Origin of the sequence: Mesorhizobium sp. PAMC28654 (assembly GCF_020616515.1) — a bacterium.
GTDB lineage: Bacteria > Pseudomonadota > Alphaproteobacteria > Rhizobiales > Rhizobiaceae > Mesorhizobium.
Window position 1 is genome coordinate 4,603,736 of the sequence record NZ_CP085135.1, and the last position, 14,307, is coordinate 4,618,042.

18 protein-coding genes are annotated in these 14,307 nt (G+C 61.7%); 7 read left to right on the forward strand and 11 right to left on the reverse strand.

Features of this window, described 5'->3' with window-relative positions; translation table 11 throughout:
- The 3 genes from LGH82_RS22595 to LGH82_RS22605 all read right to left on the reverse strand — a co-directional run bounded on the left by LGH82_RS22595 (position 1) and on the right by LGH82_RS22605 (position 1,828).
- A complete protein-coding gene (locus LGH82_RS22595; RefSeq protein WP_227344874.1) occupies positions 1 to 264 on the reverse strand; it encodes an ArsR/SmtB family transcription factor in 264 nt (87 codons plus the stop codon).
- Positions 265 to 295: 31 nt separating this feature from the next.
- Positions 296 to 1,543: an MFS transporter gene (locus LGH82_RS22600; protein ID WP_227344876.1), complete on the reverse strand. Its 1,248-nt coding sequence runs from the start codon at positions 1,541 to 1,543 to the stop codon at positions 296 to 298.
- Positions 1,544 to 1,633: 90 nt separating this feature from the next.
- Positions 1,634 to 1,828, reverse strand: a complete 195-nt coding sequence (locus LGH82_RS22605) for a DUF1192 domain-containing protein (protein WP_227344877.1) — start codon at positions 1,826 to 1,828, stop codon at positions 1,634 to 1,636.
- 132 nt (positions 1,829 to 1,960) lie between these two features.
- On the opposite strand from LGH82_RS22605, the gene LGH82_RS22610 reads away from it, so the two are divergent.
- From LGH82_RS22610 to LGH82_RS22625, 4 genes are all read left to right on the forward strand, one after another.
- Positions 1,961 to 2,971: an NAD(P)H-quinone oxidoreductase gene (locus LGH82_RS22610; RefSeq protein ID WP_227344878.1), complete on the forward strand. Its 1,011-nt coding sequence runs from the start codon at positions 1,961 to 1,963 to the stop codon at positions 2,969 to 2,971.
- Positions 2,972 to 3,267: 296 nt separating this feature from the next.
- Positions 3,268 to 3,408 (forward strand): DUF1127 domain-containing protein, encoded by a 141-nt coding sequence (locus LGH82_RS22615; protein ID WP_227344879.1) that lies wholly within the window; start codon positions 3,268 to 3,270, stop codon positions 3,406 to 3,408.
- Between the two features lie 439 nt (positions 3,409 to 3,847).
- Positions 3,848 to 4,975: a helix-turn-helix transcriptional regulator gene (locus LGH82_RS22620; protein ID WP_227344880.1), complete on the forward strand. Its 1,128-nt coding sequence runs from the start codon at positions 3,848 to 3,850 to the stop codon at positions 4,973 to 4,975.
- Positions 4,976 to 5,159: 184 nt separating this feature from the next.
- Positions 5,160 to 5,855: a DUF1013 domain-containing protein gene (locus tag LGH82_RS22625; RefSeq protein WP_227344881.1), complete on the forward strand. Its 696-nt coding sequence runs from the start codon at positions 5,160 to 5,162 to the stop codon at positions 5,853 to 5,855.
- 84 nt (positions 5,856 to 5,939) lie between these two features.
- On the opposite strand, the gene LGH82_RS22630 is transcribed toward LGH82_RS22625, so the two are convergent.
- From LGH82_RS22630 to LGH82_RS22650, 5 genes are all read right to left on the reverse strand, one after another.
- Positions 5,940 to 6,659: a helix-turn-helix transcriptional regulator gene (locus tag LGH82_RS22630; RefSeq protein ID WP_227349662.1), complete on the reverse strand. Its 720-nt coding sequence runs from the start codon at positions 6,657 to 6,659 to the stop codon at positions 5,940 to 5,942.
- A 72-nt stretch (positions 6,660 to 6,731) separates the two neighbouring features.
- On the reverse strand, positions 6,732 to 7,142 hold the full coding sequence (locus LGH82_RS22635; RefSeq protein WP_227344882.1) for a hypothetical protein: 411 nt from the start codon (positions 7,140 to 7,142) through the stop codon (positions 6,732 to 6,734).
- Between the two features lie 18 nt (positions 7,143 to 7,160).
- On the reverse strand, positions 7,161 to 7,526 hold the full coding sequence (locus LGH82_RS22640; protein WP_227344883.1) for a VOC family protein: 366 nt from the start codon (positions 7,524 to 7,526) through the stop codon (positions 7,161 to 7,163).
- Positions 7,527 to 7,580: 54 nt separating this feature from the next.
- Positions 7,581 to 8,171 (reverse strand): DJ-1/PfpI family protein, encoded by a 591-nt coding sequence (locus LGH82_RS22645; RefSeq protein ID WP_227344884.1) that lies wholly within the window; start codon positions 8,169 to 8,171, stop codon positions 7,581 to 7,583.
- Positions 8,172 to 8,244: 73 nt separating this feature from the next.
- The gene (locus LGH82_RS22650; RefSeq protein ID WP_227344885.1) at positions 8,245 to 8,412 is read right to left on the reverse strand and encodes a hypothetical protein; all 168 of its coding nucleotides are present in this window, start codon (positions 8,410 to 8,412) and stop codon (positions 8,245 to 8,247) included.
- Between the two features lie 232 nt (positions 8,413 to 8,644).
- On the opposite strand from LGH82_RS22650, the gene LGH82_RS22655 reads away from it, so the two are divergent.
- From LGH82_RS22655 to LGH82_RS22665, 3 genes are all read left to right on the forward strand, one after another.
- Entirely contained in the window at positions 8,645 to 9,598 is a 954-nt protein-coding gene (locus LGH82_RS22655) for a ring-cleaving dioxygenase (RefSeq protein WP_227344886.1), read from the forward strand.
- Between the two features lie 100 nt (positions 9,599 to 9,698).
- Entirely contained in the window at positions 9,699 to 11,186 is a 1,488-nt protein-coding gene (locus LGH82_RS22660) for an ArnT family glycosyltransferase (RefSeq protein WP_227344887.1), read from the forward strand.
- A 96-nt stretch (positions 11,187 to 11,282) separates the two neighbouring features.
- Positions 11,283 to 11,444 (forward strand): hypothetical protein, encoded by a 162-nt coding sequence (locus LGH82_RS22665; protein ID WP_140707978.1) that lies wholly within the window; start codon positions 11,283 to 11,285, stop codon positions 11,442 to 11,444.
- Between the two features lie 36 nt (positions 11,445 to 11,480).
- Here LGH82_RS22665 and LGH82_RS22670 read toward each other — a convergent pair whose 3' ends face one another.
- From LGH82_RS22670 to LGH82_RS22680, 3 genes are all read right to left on the reverse strand, one after another.
- The gene (locus LGH82_RS22670; RefSeq protein ID WP_227344888.1) at positions 11,481 to 12,197 is read right to left on the reverse strand and encodes an SGNH/GDSL hydrolase family protein; all 717 of its coding nucleotides are present in this window, start codon (positions 12,195 to 12,197) and stop codon (positions 11,481 to 11,483) included.
- A gap of 76 nt (positions 12,198 to 12,273) precedes the next feature.
- Positions 12,274 to 13,014 (reverse strand): DUF899 domain-containing protein, encoded by a 741-nt coding sequence (locus LGH82_RS22675; RefSeq protein WP_227344889.1) that lies wholly within the window; start codon positions 13,012 to 13,014, stop codon positions 12,274 to 12,276.
- 171 nt (positions 13,015 to 13,185) lie between these two features.
- Positions 13,186 to 14,211, reverse strand: coding sequence for a class I fructose-bisphosphate aldolase (locus LGH82_RS22680; protein ID WP_227344890.1), 1,026 nt, complete (start codon positions 14,209 to 14,211; stop codon positions 13,186 to 13,188).
- Between the last annotated feature and the right edge of the window lie 96 nt (positions 14,212 to 14,307).

Sequence of the window (14,307 nt, forward strand, 5' to 3'; positions counted from 1 at the left end):
TCAGGTCTCCCAGAACTGATCGAGCCAGAGGTTCAGCTTCAGGAAACCGGCATTGCTCACCGTATAGACGCGCCTTGTTCCTTCCGGCTTGGCGTTGACCAGGCCGGCATCAAGCAGCACCTTCAGGTGCTGGGAGACGGCGGGTCGCGATACCGGCAGTCCGGCGGCCAATTCGTTGACGGTCTTCGGGCCGCGCCGGAGTTCTTCCAAGAGATGGCGCCGGTTGGGGTCGGCAATCGCCATGAAGGCGTCGGAAAACATCATACCTTATTTGTGAGGCAAAGCTTTTCGAATCTCAACCATTGGTTTCAGCTTTTCTTCGAGGATCAAGTCGCAACGCTTCCGGCGTGACCGAGCGGTCGGCCGGCTGTGTCTTGAAGGCGTCGCGGCCTTCGATCGGCACGGGGGCGCGGCGGCTGATGCGCAGCAGCGTATAGGCGGCGAGACTGAGATGCGCGAGCGCCGTCGCCAGGAACAGGCCTTCCGGCCGAACCCAGCCCATCAGTGCCGCGGCCAGCAACGGCCCGATCATCGTGCCGAACCCATAGAGCAGCAGCAGCCCGCCCGAGACCTTGACGAAATCCTCCGAGCGGGCGTGATCGTTGGCATGAGCGACGGCGATCGAATAGAGCGTGTAGGCAAAGGCGCCGTAGGCGGCAGTGCAGATAAGGACGAGAACAGCGGAACGCGGCTCGAGCAGGAAGATCGCCAGCGCGAACAGCGCTGCGCCGAAGGCAGCACCCGCCAGCACGAAACGTCGATCAGTCGTGTCGGACAGGCGGCCGGCTGGAAGCTGCATGGCGGCGCCGGCGACGACGACGAGGCTCATCATCAAGGCAATCTCGGGCGTCGAAATGCCGATGCGCGCGCCGTAGACCGCGCCAAGCGTGCCCCAGGCGCCATTGGCTATGCCGACCAACAGGCAAGCGACCGCCGACACCGGCGAATTGGCATAAAGGCCTTTGACGTCGAGCGAGACGTCCTGCAGCGGCTTGGGATGCGACGCTGTCGAAACGGCGGTCGGAATGAGCGACAGGCAGAACAGTATGCCGGTGATCATGAACAGCGAGGCCGAATTCACGTCGCCGCCGGCGACGATCATCTGTCCGCCCATGATCGAGGCGTAGGTGACCATCATGTAGAGGCCGAAGACGGTGCCGCGGTTCTCGTTCGTCGCCTTCTCGTTCAGCCAGCTTTCGATGACCATGAAGGCGCCGGCCATGGTGAAGCCGGTGAAGGCGCGCAGCAGGATCCAGACATACTCGTCGATGATCAGGCCGGTGAGCAATGCGACGATCGCTCCCGATGCGGCGAAGGCGCCGAAGGCCCGCACATGACCGGCTCGGCGCACGATGCGCGGGGCAAAGAAGCAGCCGGTGACGAAGCCACCCGCCCAGGCGGTGCCCATCAGGCCGAGCGATGCCGTTGAGAAACCTTCAAGCTGACCGCGCAGCGGCAGGAGCAGGCCGTGCAAGCCGGATGCCGCTAGCAGGAAAGCAGTGCCGCGAAGCAGCGAGAGGATCGGTCGGTAGGCTGCGAACATGTTTTGATCCGGCTGGAGTTTGCTGAAGCGCAAGGTCTGAAGACAGTTGCATTCCGGCTTTTCGGCGGCGTCAAACCGGTGCTTTCGAAACTATCCGCGTCGGAACAATGCCTCGGCCGCGGACTTCGTGGTGTCCTTGGCCTTGAGTTCGGCTTCCAACCTGGCGATCTCTTCTCGCAAGATGACGATCCGCTCCGACAATTCGCCGACGGAAAGCAGCGACAGGTCCTGCCCGATCTCGTGCGGGCGCGCATTTTTCTTGGGTTCGTCGTCGAAGATCGCCATCGTCGCTCCTCCCTGATTTGGCCATTTGCCTGATTTGGCAATGAGCATACATAGGGCAGGGGCACGGATGCAAACATCGGGCAAGATTTGGGCATCGGGCAAGATTCGGGCGAACCAGGATTGGAAATACGCATGGCGAATGGACAGAGAATTCCGGCAAAGATGACGGCCATCGCGATCTCGGAACCTGGTGGTCCCCGGGTGCTGAAACCCGAAACCCGCGATGTGCCGCAGCCGGGCCCCGGTGAAATCCTGATCAGGGTGCGCGCCGCCGGCGTCAACCGGCCCGATGTGCAACAGCGCAAGGGTGCCTATCCGGCACCGCCCGGTGCGTCGGACCTGCCGGGCCTCGAGGCGTCCGGTGAAGTGGCCGCCCTCGGCGACGACATATCGCGCTGGCGCATCGGCGACCGGGTCTGCGCGCTGACGCCTGGCGGCGGGTATGCCGAATACGTCAAGGTGCATGCCGGCAGCGTGCTGCCCCTGCCGGCTGGCTTTACCCACACCGAAGCCGCCGCGGTGCCGGAAAACTATTTCACAGTCTGGCACAATGTGTTCGAGCGCGGCGGCCTGAAGCGCGGCGAGACCTTGCTTGTGCATGGCGGCTCGTCAGGCATCGGCACCACGGCCATCCAGCTTGCCGCCGCTTTCGGCGCCTATGTCATCACCACGGCCGGCACCAAGGAGAAATGTGACGCCTGCCTGAAGCTGGGAGCGGATCGAGCGATCAACTATCGCGAAGAGGATTTCGTCGCCGCCGTCAAGGATGCGACAGGAGGCAAGGGCGCCAATGTGATCCTCGACATGGTCGGCGGCGACTATGTGGCGCGAAACTACGAGGCCGCGGCGGTCGAAGGCCGTATTGTCCAGATCGCCGTGCAGGGCGGGGCGGTGGCGAGCGCCGATTTCTCGAAGATCATGGTCAAGCGGCTTGTTCACACCGGCTCGACGCTCAGGCCGCGCACCGTCGAGTTCAAGGCGGCCATTGCCGCCGCACTGGAGGCACAGGTGTGGCCGCTGCTCGGCACCCGCAAGGTTGCCCCGGTCATGGACATGATCTTCCCGCTCAGCGACGCCTGGCGGGCACATGAGCGGATGGAGGACGGCGAGCATATCGGCAAGATCGTGCTCGATGTCGGCTAGGCCGCATCGATATTCAGGTGATGCCGGCCTGCAAATGGCTGATGCCTGCGCTTCCGGTGCTCACGTACGAAAGTACGCTCCGCTCCGGTTCTCGGTATCAACCATTTTCGACTCGGCCTGACCGGAATCTCGACACGTCCTAGGCAGCGCCGTGCGGGCCTGCTCACAAAGTGAACAAAGGCTTAATGCTGCAATGCAGCATTTGCATCATTGCTATGCAAAATCAGCCATTCAACTCCGCATCGTTGACGCCTATTTGAGCATCACCGAAACGAACAACCATTTGGAGGACTACCATGAACCCGATCCGCGCTTTCCGTAACTGGCGTATGTACAACGAAACCGTTCGCGAACTGAACCGGCTGAACACCCGTCAGCTCAACGATCTCGGCATCAATCGCGCCGACATCGAAAAGATCGCTCGCCGCGCCGTCTGATTTCAAGAACGGCCTTCCGGGGCCGTGACCTAAGCCAGAGCCGCATGAGACGGGTTTCCCGTCGCCGGTTCCGAACCCGCTGGACCCTGTCCGGCGGGTTTTGTCGTTTCGGCCCTTGAGTGCGTCCGCCGACAACGGAAATGCGGGGCATACCGAGGCGGTTTTTGAGTGACGTATCGGTGTTCAGAAATATATCCGGCTAACAAACGATGTCTGTTGCGAGCGATCATGCGGCCGGGCAGGAAAATCGTCAGGCAAACAGGCTCGCTCCGTTGACTTAAGCCCCAAGGTTTCAATTTCTCAAGGCAGGTATTCAGATTGACGTTCGATCGAGTGTAAATTTATCGAATTTTTATGGACTAATGAATTCAGCTACATTAGCCTCTAATTGTAGTCGATCGTGAGTTTGATCGTTCCATGCGTTTGGCGGGACAAGTGCATGATCCACCACAGCCTCAATGAAATCGCGGCCTTGATCGGGGTAATTTATGAAGCGGCCTATGATCGGAGCCGCTGGCAGAAGGTCGTGACGGATCTGGGCGATCTGTTCGACGGTTCGCGAACCTGCATATCGCGTTTCAGGCGGAACAGCGTCGATGCGGTGATGTCCGTTGCCGATCCGGACCTGCTCTCGCAGGAGACGATCGAAGCCCTTCTGCGGGATCCGATTTACGGTACTTCGAAGGCCGAGCCCGTCGGTGTGGCCTGTCGCCGGCCGTCGGCCGCCGATGAGGCGGCATTTCGCGAGCGTGAGATCTGGCTGAATTGTTTCAGGCCGCGCGACATGCATCACGGAATAGCCTGCAACCTCGCGAGCTCAAGCGACGCCTATTGGTTCGTCGACATACAGCGCGGCGCAAGGCAGCCTGCCTTCGAGGATGCGGATGTCGATCTGCTGCAGAAAATCGCGCCGCACATATTGCGCGCCGGCCAGATTGGCCGGAATTTCCAGGCGGGTTCCTTGCTCGCTTTATCGTTCTCGCATCTCCCCTTCGGGGTCGTCGTTGTCGATGGTCACCAGCGGATCGTGCAGATGAACGAGGCCGCCGAGACGATTCTGGCGCATCCCGGCAGCCTGCTTCGCGCGTCCGGCGACGAGATCCAGGCAGCCAATTTCAAGGACGCCCAGCCGCTCCGGAAACTCGTCGCGAATGCCTGCGCGGCATATGATGATCTCATGCCCGGCAAAGGCGGTACGCTCCTGCTTCGGGGCGATCGCGAGCAGCCCGACCGCCCGGAACTGCTGGCCTCCATCACGCCGTTCGTTCATGCCCCGGCCTATGGCCTGGCGCCTGAACACTGCGCGATGATCATGCTTCGGGAAGTCTCATTCCAGGTGAGCGACGGCTTTGCCGACCATATTCGTATCCTGTTCGAGCTGACGCCGGCGGAAGCCACGCTGGCCGCGGCTCTTGCCGCCGGATATTCCCTGAAGGACGCGGCGGCGAGTTCCGGCATCACGGTCAAGACCAGCCGGACGTATCTCGAAAGGATATTCGCCAAGACGAGGACCCGCCAGCAAAGTCAGCTCGTCGCGCTGCTCAAGAGCACCGAGCCGTTTCGATGAGAACGGTGCGCGGCCAAGGGCGGATGAACCAGGCTTGCTGATCTCTCGGGGCGAGCCATTGCGCGTCTGCCAAAAGCGTTGCGAAACGGCTTGAGAGCGGTTATACAGACCGCGAATTTCCCATTTTGGTGGCCCTAAACCACCGCCCGCGCGGGAACGCGGGCGAACGAGAAGGATTTTTAAAATGGCCAATACGCTGTTGATGCCCAAGGCGACCGCCGTCTGGCTGGTCGACAACACCGCGCTTTCCTTCGAGCAGATCGCGCAGTTCTGCGGGTTGCATCCGCTCGAAGTCAAGGCGATCGCCGACGGCGAATCGGCCCAGGGCATCAAGGGCATGGACCCGATCATGACCGGCCAGTTGACCCGTGACGAGATCGCGCGCGCCGAGAAAGACGCCAATCAGCGGCTGAAGCTGTCCGAACCCAAGGTGCGGGTGCCGGAATCCAAGCGCAAGGGTCCGCGCTACACGCCGCTGTCGAAGCGTCAGGACCGTCCCAACGCCATCCTCTGGCTGGTGCGCAACCATCCCGAACTCAAGGATGCGCAGATTTCGCGCCTCGTCGGCACCACCAAGTCGACGATCGAGCAGATCCGCGACCGCAAGCACTGGAACTCGGCCAATTTGCAGCCGATGGACCCGGTGACGCTGGGCCTTGCTTCACAGATCGACCTCGACATGGAAGTCAACCGCGCCTCGCGTGGTCGCGAGCAGGCGCAGCCGGTCGGCGACACGCTGCTGCCGGCGGCATTGACCGAACGTCTGGTGCCAACGCCGGAGAAGCCGAAGGACGAGGATGCTGAGCTCGACGCCAACGCCGTCTTCGCCAAGCTGTCGGCGCTGAAGTCCAAGAACACGGACGCCGACGACGACGAATGAGAAAAGATCGGCTCTGGGCCGATCCATTGATCTTCAAAAAAGCCCGCTTCGCGCGGGCTTTTTATTGTCATGCTCGCACAGCTATCAGGTTCGCGCCGCGCGGTCCGGCGCCATGCCGTAGTCCTCGCTGCGCTCCACCGCCCGGTAGAAGTCGGCCAGCTGCTTGCCGCGCTCCGGCTTGAAGATGCGGCCGGCGATGATGACCGAGGCGATGCGGTCGATGCGGAAGGCGCGGAAATCATCGCGCATCTCGCACCAGGCGACCAGCGTCCAAACCTTGCCCCAGAACCACAGGCCGAGCGGACGGATATCGCGCGCGGTGCCGCGGCCGGCCTCGTCGCAATAGTCGATGGTCAGCACCTGGCGTTTCTCCACGGCGCGCTCGATCAAGTCGATCGCTTCGCGAGCAGCGTCGCTCACCACCCACATCGGCGTGTGGATTTCGGTGCGGGCGATGCGGTCCTTCTCGGCGTCTGGCAGTACGGCGCCGATCTTCACCAGCGCCTCGTCGGCCGCCCTCGCCATGGCGGCGCCGCCAAACGCACGCACCATGCGGGCACCGGCGACCAGCGCGACGATCTCGTCACGCGTGAACATCAGCGGCGGAAGGTCGAAACCCTCCCTCATCATGTAGCCAACGCCGGCCTCGCCGTCGATCGGCACCCCCGTCGACTGCAGGTCGGCTATGTCGCGGTAGATCGTTCGCTCGGAAACCTCGAGCCACGTGCCCAGCTTCTGGGCGGTGACCAGACGACCACCGCGTAAATGCTGCACGATTTGAAAGAGCCTGTCGGCACGGCGCATCGTATCGTCCCTCGGCGTTGCTTCCATGCATGTCATCGCCCAAAACCGATTTCCACTTTTAGGCGGCGTGCATTATGGTTTCAGTCCTTCGCGCTTGCGCTGCGCGGCAACAAATGCCGTGCCAAAGGACAGTTTCTTCGTCGTCGGCGTCTTCGTGTCGAGCACGCGCCAGAATGGCGCGATGTCGTTCAGCGTCATGCCTCGTTCGAGATCCTCATTGGCGGCCTCGGCGACGGTGCGCAGATGATAGCCTATGGTGACCGGGCATGTCACTTCGGCGCCGTGCTCAATGGCGAGCGCGGTGCGCAGGGCGCGAACATCCATGTCCACGCCGTTGGGGATTGTGCGGATGAAATCATCCACCTGCCGGGCCGTCGGCACCAGCATTGGCTGATCCTCGATGACGTCGGCGAACGTACGCGGCGACGGCTTGACGCCGTTGATGCCCGGTGTGTTCAGCCTGTCGTTCCAGCTTTTCACCATCAGGCGGTCCTCATCACCTCAAACGAAAAGGCTGAAACTGTTGCCGTCCGGGTCGAGACAATAGGCGAATGTGCCGACCGGAATGGAGATGGCCGGAGAAACGACCTGGCCGCCATTCTGTTTCACCCGCTCCATGGCATCCTCGATGGGCGCCGCGACCGACAGGTGAATGGTTGGACCGGTTCCAGGCGCCGCCGGCCTGCCGGGATAGACATGCCCGGATGCCATTCGGTCCTGCGCCGCGAACATTGCAATCGGGTTCGGGCCGCTTTCCTCAAGCGTCAAATCGTTCTCAAGCACGGCGGCGTAGAAGGCGCGTGACCGATCCATGTCGGTGACAGGGATCTCGAACCAAGCAGAGGCTTTTGAAGGTATGACGGCCATTTTTTCGCTCCCGTTATGACTGCACTATCGCATGCCGCTCCTGACAGCATTCTGTCAGGAGGCTTCGGCATATTCCTTGGCGAACATCGTACGCATCTGGGCGAGATCACCGCTCCGTTCCGGGTAGAGCGCTTTCAGGAAAGCAAGGGCGAACGTGCCGGGCGCCGAACCCGGCGCTGAAACGATCGTGCCGTCCGCAACGGCATGCGGCACGTCCTGATAGTTTGCGGCACCCGGATAGCCGGGTTGCTTTTCGTTGATCCAGTCGCGGCCGTTGCTGGTGTGGCTGGCCCGGTCGAACAGGCCGGCACGGGCGAGCGCCAGCGTTCCGGCACAGATGCCGCCGACCACGCCACCGCGCTGCCCGACGGCCGTGAGTAAGTCATTGGTATCAGGAGGCGTCTTGCCGAACCATTGCTCGGAGCCGATCACCGCGACGGCGTGGAGATCGGCATTGTCGTCGACATTGGCCGAGCGTTCGGGCGTGAGCCGAAAACCGCTGATCCCGCTCACCGGCTTGCCGTCCGGCGTCAGCGACACGGTGCGTGCACCGAACCATTCGACCGCCGAGGCTGCCAGCAGCCCATATTCCCAGTCGGCGAAGCCTTCGATGAAAAGGATGCCGATTTTCTTCTGTTCTGGCATGAGCTCGCTCCACCGGACCTATTATCTGGGTGCCGTCGCGCCCACATCCAACCGTGATGTCGGAAAATTCGTCTCAGTTGCCGCGCATGCGGCGTTCGGCATACATGTACGGCCAGCCGATGTCCTTGCGGATATCCGGCGGCAGCGCGTTCAGGAATCGCTGGGTGCGGATCTCGTTGCGTATCGTGCGTATCTTGCCGACATAATGCTGCATGTCGCGCAGAATGGTAAAACCGGGCATGATTTGACTCCTCTCTCTTTGATGGAGGCATCATCGCACACCCCTCCTGACAGCAGTCTGTCAGGAGGCTTGGAGGCCAGGCGGGTTGTCGAATGCCCCTGCCTGTCAAGGGCGCCAGCGTTCAGCCTGCGGCGACGGACCGTCGGGTTTTGGGCTCTTCGGGGATGGGCCGAGCGTCCCGATATGAGGAACAACAATTCTCGTAGATTTCCTCGAGATCAGGGAGACGACCATGAGCCTGCAATTGACTGGAATCCATCATCTGACGGCGATCACCGCCAATGCCGCTGGAAACCTGCATTTCTACAGGAACATACTGGGCTTGCGCCTGGTCAAGAAGACCGTGAACCAGGACGATACGTCAGCCTATCATCTGTTCTATGCCGACGGGGAAGCGACGCCGGGTACCGACATGACCTTCTTCGACTGGCCTGTCGGACCGGAGCGGCGCGGTACCCACAGCATCGTCCGGACGAGCCTGCGGGTGGCCAGCCGCGAAAGCCTTGGCTGGTGGAAAGAGCGCCTGACCGGCGAGGGCATTGTGTCAGGAGCGGTCAGCGACATCGGCGGCTATCCTTCGCTGGATTTCGAAGATCCGGAGGGACAGCGCCTGCGTCTTGTCAGCGATGACGGCAAGGGTGACAGCCACGCGTGGGCCGGGAGCCCGGTTCCCGTAGAGCACCAGATACGTGGGCTCGGCCCGATCGTCATCAGCGTTCCCGACATCACCAACACCGAGGCGGTGGTGACTGATGTGATGAACATGCGCAAGGCGCGGGAATATGCCTCGCCGGACGGCAAGGGCCATGTTCATGTCTTCGAAATGGGTGATGGCGGTCCGGCGGCGGAACTTCATGTCGCGGTGCAGCCGGGTCTGGCTCCAGCACGGCAAGGCGCCGGTGCCGTGCATCACGTTGCCTTCAGGGCGCCAGACGAGAAAACGTTGCATCAGTGGACGGCCCGCCTAGCCGAATTCCGGCTGCCGTCAAGCGGCGAGGTCGAGCGCTACTATTTCCGCTCGCTCTATTTCCGCGAGCCGAACGGGATATTGTTCGAGATCGCCACCGACGGACCTGGGTTCACGGCCGACGAGCCGCTGGAGACACTCGGCGAAAAGCTCGCGCTGCCGCCGTTCCTCGAACCGAGACGCGCTTCGATCGAGGCCGGCCTCAAGCCGCTGAAATAGCAGCGCATTCCTGGGGAGAGCGCGAGGAGTGCTTTGACAGCCGGCCGAGATACTGGTCAAAAGACGACATGTCGAAATGCCTCGCGCCCGTTATTAGGTCATGATCGTCGACCAGCCGACCAAGCGGGCCGGCTGGTCCAGTCTGGCGCAGGGCAATTCGCAGATTCTGGCTATTCTGGTGCTGGCGGTGATCTCGGCATCGCTTGCCTTCCACAACATCGACTTCCCGCTCGGCATCCAGCCGGACGAGCGGATCAAAGTGGGGTTTGTCGCAGGGCAGCACCACAATTACGCGCATCCCCCATTGATGATCGTATTGGCACGCTTCGCCGCATGGCTTTCCGGGGCGTCGAGCGAGCACGACTTCTTGCTGGCCGGCCGGAGTGTCAGCGCCTTGGCCTGCGTCGCGGCAACCGTCCTCTTCTATGTCGTCTTGCGGCGCTATGCGGATGACATCAATGCCTTTCTTTGGGCCTGTGTTTTCGCGGTATCGCCGGCCATCGCGGTTCATGCGCACTATCTCAAGGAAGACGCAGTCCTGGTCTTCGCCATCTGTGTTGGGCTGCATGCATTGGTGCGGTTGAAAGAACATGTCACCACCGTCAATCTTGTCTATTTCGGATTTGCGCTGGGGCTGGCCGTAACGGCAAAATATGTGGGCGCCGGCAACAGTCTCGTTCTTTTCATCGTGGCGATCGTCTACTGCAAGCTTAGTCCCAGACAAGGCGTCATCATAGCCGCGGCGGACGCGGTCACGGTATTGGCGGTATTCGGCGTATCGCTTCTGACTGAAACTGGAAGCAGGCTTTCAACCGTGATCGGCGGCCTTCGCGCGGAACTGAAGCACGCTGAAATGGGTCATGATCTCAAGGAATGGTTCTGGGAGGGCTACGGGCTCACGCATTTCCGCTACCATCTGATCCCCGGCGTCACCGGCCCGACATTGGCGATCGCCCTTGGGGCGATCGCCATCGCCATCATCGCCGACAGGAACAAGTGTGTCGCGGCCTACGCGGGCGGGGCTTTTCTCTGGCTGTTCATGCTCGAGCTCTCGCCGCTCAAGATTGTCGGCTCGATGCGCTACGTCTTGCCGGTGGTTGTCTATCTACTACTGGCAGCCGGTATCGCCTGCTCCAGGGCGGTTGCGCCTCGAAGCCGGCTGGTCGCAACCGGACTTGGGCTTGTCGCCATGCTGGCAAGCGCACATGCCGGCATTGGCTATGTCGCGAACCTGGACCGGAAAGCGGATACCCGATTTGCAGCAATGCGTTTCCTGGAACAGCAGGGCATCACGCATTTCCTGGTGGATTACCAGATGGGAGAGCCGGCGCCGGTAACCCAGGATTACCGTGATCTTTCGTCTGTCGATTACCTCGTATCGCTAAAGTTCCAGCGATACCTGCGTGGCGGAGGGTTGAGCGAGCAAGACCCGAGAATATATGAGCTTGCCGCCATGTTCCGCTGTCTCGATGGGCATGTCGCAGCGCAATTTTCGAAACCAGATGGGGACTATGGCTACGTCGCGCCGACTGTCAGGATCTATGATCTGCGCGATGCGCGATCTTGTATCTCCCAGGGCGGACAGTAGGCGACCGGAATCCTTCATGACGCTTGCGCCTCTGGTCGCGGCCTGCGTTCTGTACGCAGGTTTTGACAGTTGGTCACGTTGCTGGTCAAAGGCGGCATGACGAAACTTCTCGCCCTTGTCATCGTCGGTTTCATGGTCATCCAGCTCATCAAGCCACTCGGCTGGCCTGGGCTCAAGCGCCGCGGCGATTTCTGGAAGCTGGCGCTGCTTGCCATGGCGGCGATATCGCTGGCTGCCGTGCTTGGGCATTTGACATAGACCCGCATCACACAACACCAGCCTGTCTGCCACCGATCAGTCGGCAAGGACCAGTCCGACGAGATGCTCCGCCCAGGCCCGATAACCGGCTTCCGAGGCGTGAAAGCCGTCGGAAGCAAAGCCGGCCTCGGGATTGGTGATCGGCAGGCGCGGCGCCGGCACCGCGCCGCGCTCCAGGCAAAGGCGTTCGCCCATCCGGTTCATCTCGACGGCGCGGATTTCGAGGATCTTGCCGAGCAATGACGGCATGGCGGGCGCTCGGGTGAATTCCAGCACCGGCGACCACACCACGCGCGCTTCCGGCCATTTGGCGCGCAGCGCGTAGAGCAGGCCGCCAAAATCCTTCTTGAAGCGGGGCACCGAATGAAAATTCTTGGTGTCGTTGGTGCCGATGGCCAGCACGATATGCGTCCACGGGTCGGCCGAGAGATTGGGCAGGACGTGATCGCGGATCTGGCCTGACGTTGCCGAGTTGAAGCCGGCGGCGCGCCAGCGTACGGCGCGGCCGGTGCTCTGCGAAATCAGGACGGCGAGTTGCGCGGCAAGCCCGTTTTCGGAATTGCCGATGCCGACGGAGGCGGCTGAGGAATCACCCAGGACAAGCAGCGAGATCGCCGGCGCCTTGCCTGGGAGATCATGCATGACCGGTCCCTGCGCCGGCAGCATGCGCGAGGTGCGGCGGCGCACCCCCAATCCCTGCCAGATATAGATGGGGAAGGCGAGCCAGGTGAGAAGGGCCAGAAAGCGTCGCATCACGATACCCTTGGACGAACAACGAGCATTAGCCGATGTTGCGCCCAAGGTGAACGGTCCAACCGCTGCCGCAAGGTCAATCGCAGCAGTCGCCCTTCGTCTCCGATCTGTCGCAATACTCGTCGTGCAGCCGCACCCAGTCCATCAGGCCGTGATAGGGGCCGGTTTCGTTGCGGCCCTTCGGCGTCATGTCGAGATAATCGTAAGTGCCGATCAGCGACTCGCCGCCACGGGCCCGCGATATGAAGGTGAGGAAGATGTCGCGGTTCTCGTCGCGATAGAAAACACTGGTGCCGGGCAGCTCCTTCGATGTTCGGGGACGGGTCTCGAAATTGTAGGTGGTGTCGCCGGCCGCGATCTGCTTGTCGGTGAAGGAGACCTGCAGGTCGAAGTTGAAATCCGAGGCATAGGACGATACCCAGTCGAATTTCCAGCCCATGCGCTGCCTGTAGGGCAGAAGCTCGGCCAGTGGCGCGCGCGACACCACGACCAGCGACACGTCGTGATGCTTGAGATGCTGGTTGGCGCCGTCGATATGGTCGGCAAGGAACGAACAGCCCTCGCAATGATGGTTGCACCCCGGCCCGAGCATGAAGTGATAAACGATCAACTGGCTGTTGGCGCCAAACAGATCAGCCAGTTTCTTCGGCCCTTGCTCGGTCTCGAAGACATAGTCCTTCCTGATCTTCAACCAGGGCAGTTCACGTCGCTCGCTCGAAATGCGTTCGCGAAACCGCGTCAGTTCCTTCTCTCGGCCCAGGTGCGCCTTGTGCGCCTGAAACCAGTCTTCGCGTGAAACGACCTTGTTGCTGCTCATGAACCTCTCCCTGGCTTGCCCCAAGGACGTTCGAGACCGGTGTAAACCGACATCGTCGCCACTTTGCCGAAGAGGAAATAAGGACGAGGCGGCTTCAGCCCAAGCCCGGTAAGCTACAATCAGAAACCCGGGCACGTGGCCCGGGTCCGGAGAGAGATGGAGGAATGTCGATCAGGCGGCCTGTTCCAGGCTCGGCTTCCATTTTCCAAGCGCCGCCAGATGGTTCATGTGGGCGCGGTGGGTGAAGGCGGCCTGGCCGGCGGCCACGTTCGACGCCTTGCCGCTCCAGGCCTTCTGCGGGGCCGCCTGCAGGGCGCGGCCGTAAGAGAAGGTCAGCTTCCACGGGTGCGGCCCGATGGCATTGATGGCGTTGAGGTTGGCGGTCGCTTCCTCGTCCGACTGACCGCCCGACAGGAAGGCGATGCCTGGCACCGCGACGGGCACGGTTTCGCTAAACAGCTTGATCGTCTTCTCGGCGATCTCCTGCGGGCTGTTGGTCTTGCCCGACTTCTTGCCCGCGATGACCATGTTTGGCTTCAGGATGGTACCCTCCAGCACAACGCCTGCCGCGTTGAGCTCATCGTAGAGCTTCAGCAGCGTTGCCTTCGAGACCTGGTAGCAGGTGTCGATGTCGTGGGCGCCGTCCATCAGCACTTCCGGCTCGACGATCGGCACGATGCCGGCCTCCTGGCAAAGTGCTGCATAGCGGGCGAGCGCATGGGTGTTGGAGCCGATAGAATTGGCTGATGGAACGCCCTTGGTGGTGTCGATGTCGATCACAGCGCGCCATTTGGCAAAGCGTGCGCCGAGCTTGTAGTAATCGGCAAGGCGTTCGCGCAGGCCGTCGAGGCCCTCGGTGATCGTGTCGCCGGGAAAGCCTGCCAGGGGTTTTGCGCCGGCGTCGACCTTGATGCCGGGAATGGCGCCCGCCGCCTTGATGATATCGACCAGCGGCGTGCCGTCGGCGGCCTTCTGGCGGATGGTCTCATCGTAGAGGATGACGCCGGAAATGTACTTGGTCATCGCGTCCTTGGCGCGAAACATCATCTCGCGATAGTCGCGGCGGCTGTCGGCCGTCGATTCGACGCCGATGACGTCGAAGCGTTTCTTGATGGTGCCGGAACTTTCGTCGGCGGCCAGCAGGCCCTTGCCACCCGCCACGATCGCTGCGGCAATGTCTTCGAGACGTTCGCTCATTCTGCTTCTCCTCAAGGGGTCTGTTCCGCGCTTAACGGAAGTCTACCGCCAAAGGAATGGCATCGGAAAGCTCGAATCGATTGAAAGTTCCTGGCG

Coding starts and splice junctions, on each gene's coding strand:
- LGH82_RS22630 (WP_227349662.1), bottom strand. CDS start 6,659: ATGCGCCGTGCCGACAGGCTCTTTCAAATCGTGCAGCATTTACGCGGT.
- LGH82_RS22640 (WP_227344883.1), bottom strand. CDS start 7,526: ATGGCCGTCATACCTTCAAAAGCCTCTGCTTGGTTCGAGATCCCTGTC.
- LGH82_RS22595 (WP_227344874.1), bottom strand. CDS start 264: ATGATGTTTTCCGACGCCTTCATGGCGATTGCCGACCCCAACCGGCGC.
- LGH82_RS22625 (WP_227344881.1), top strand. CDS start 5,160: ATGGCCAATACGCTGTTGATGCCCAAGGCGACCGCCGTCTGGCTGGTC.
- LGH82_RS22680 (WP_227344890.1), bottom strand. CDS start 14,211: ATGAGCGAACGTCTCGAAGACATTGCCGCAGCGATCGTGGCGGGTGGC.
- LGH82_RS22670 (WP_227344888.1), bottom strand. CDS start 12,197: ATGCGACGCTTTCTGGCCCTTCTCACCTGGCTCGCCTTCCCCATCTAT.
- LGH82_RS22600 (WP_227344876.1), bottom strand. CDS start 1,543: ATGTTCGCAGCCTACCGACCGATCCTCTCGCTGCTTCGCGGCACTGCT.
- LGH82_RS22610 (WP_227344878.1), top strand. CDS start 1,961: ATGGCGAATGGACAGAGAATTCCGGCAAAGATGACGGCCATCGCGATC.
- LGH82_RS22665 (WP_140707978.1), top strand. CDS start 11,283: ATGACGAAACTTCTCGCCCTTGTCATCGTCGGTTTCATGGTCATCCAG.
- LGH82_RS22635 (WP_227344882.1), bottom strand. CDS start 7,142: ATGGTGAAAAGCTGGAACGACAGGCTGAACACACCGGGCATCAACGGC.
- LGH82_RS22675 (WP_227344889.1), bottom strand. CDS start 13,014: ATGAGCAGCAACAAGGTCGTTTCACGCGAAGACTGGTTTCAGGCGCAC.
- LGH82_RS22615 (WP_227344879.1), top strand. CDS start 3,268: ATGAACCCGATCCGCGCTTTCCGTAACTGGCGTATGTACAACGAAACC.
- LGH82_RS22650 (WP_227344885.1), bottom strand. CDS start 8,412: ATGCCCGGTTTTACCATTCTGCGCGACATGCAGCATTATGTCGGCAAG.
- LGH82_RS22660 (WP_227344887.1), top strand. CDS start 9,699: ATGATCGTCGACCAGCCGACCAAGCGGGCCGGCTGGTCCAGTCTGGCG.
- LGH82_RS22655 (WP_227344886.1), top strand. CDS start 8,645: ATGAGCCTGCAATTGACTGGAATCCATCATCTGACGGCGATCACCGCC.
- LGH82_RS22620 (WP_227344880.1), top strand. CDS start 3,848: ATGATCCACCACAGCCTCAATGAAATCGCGGCCTTGATCGGGGTAATT.
- LGH82_RS22605 (WP_227344877.1), bottom strand. CDS start 1,828: ATGGCGATCTTCGACGACGAACCCAAGAAAAATGCGCGCCCGCACGAG.
- LGH82_RS22645 (WP_227344884.1), bottom strand. CDS start 8,171: ATGCCAGAACAGAAGAAAATCGGCATCCTTTTCATCGAAGGCTTCGCC.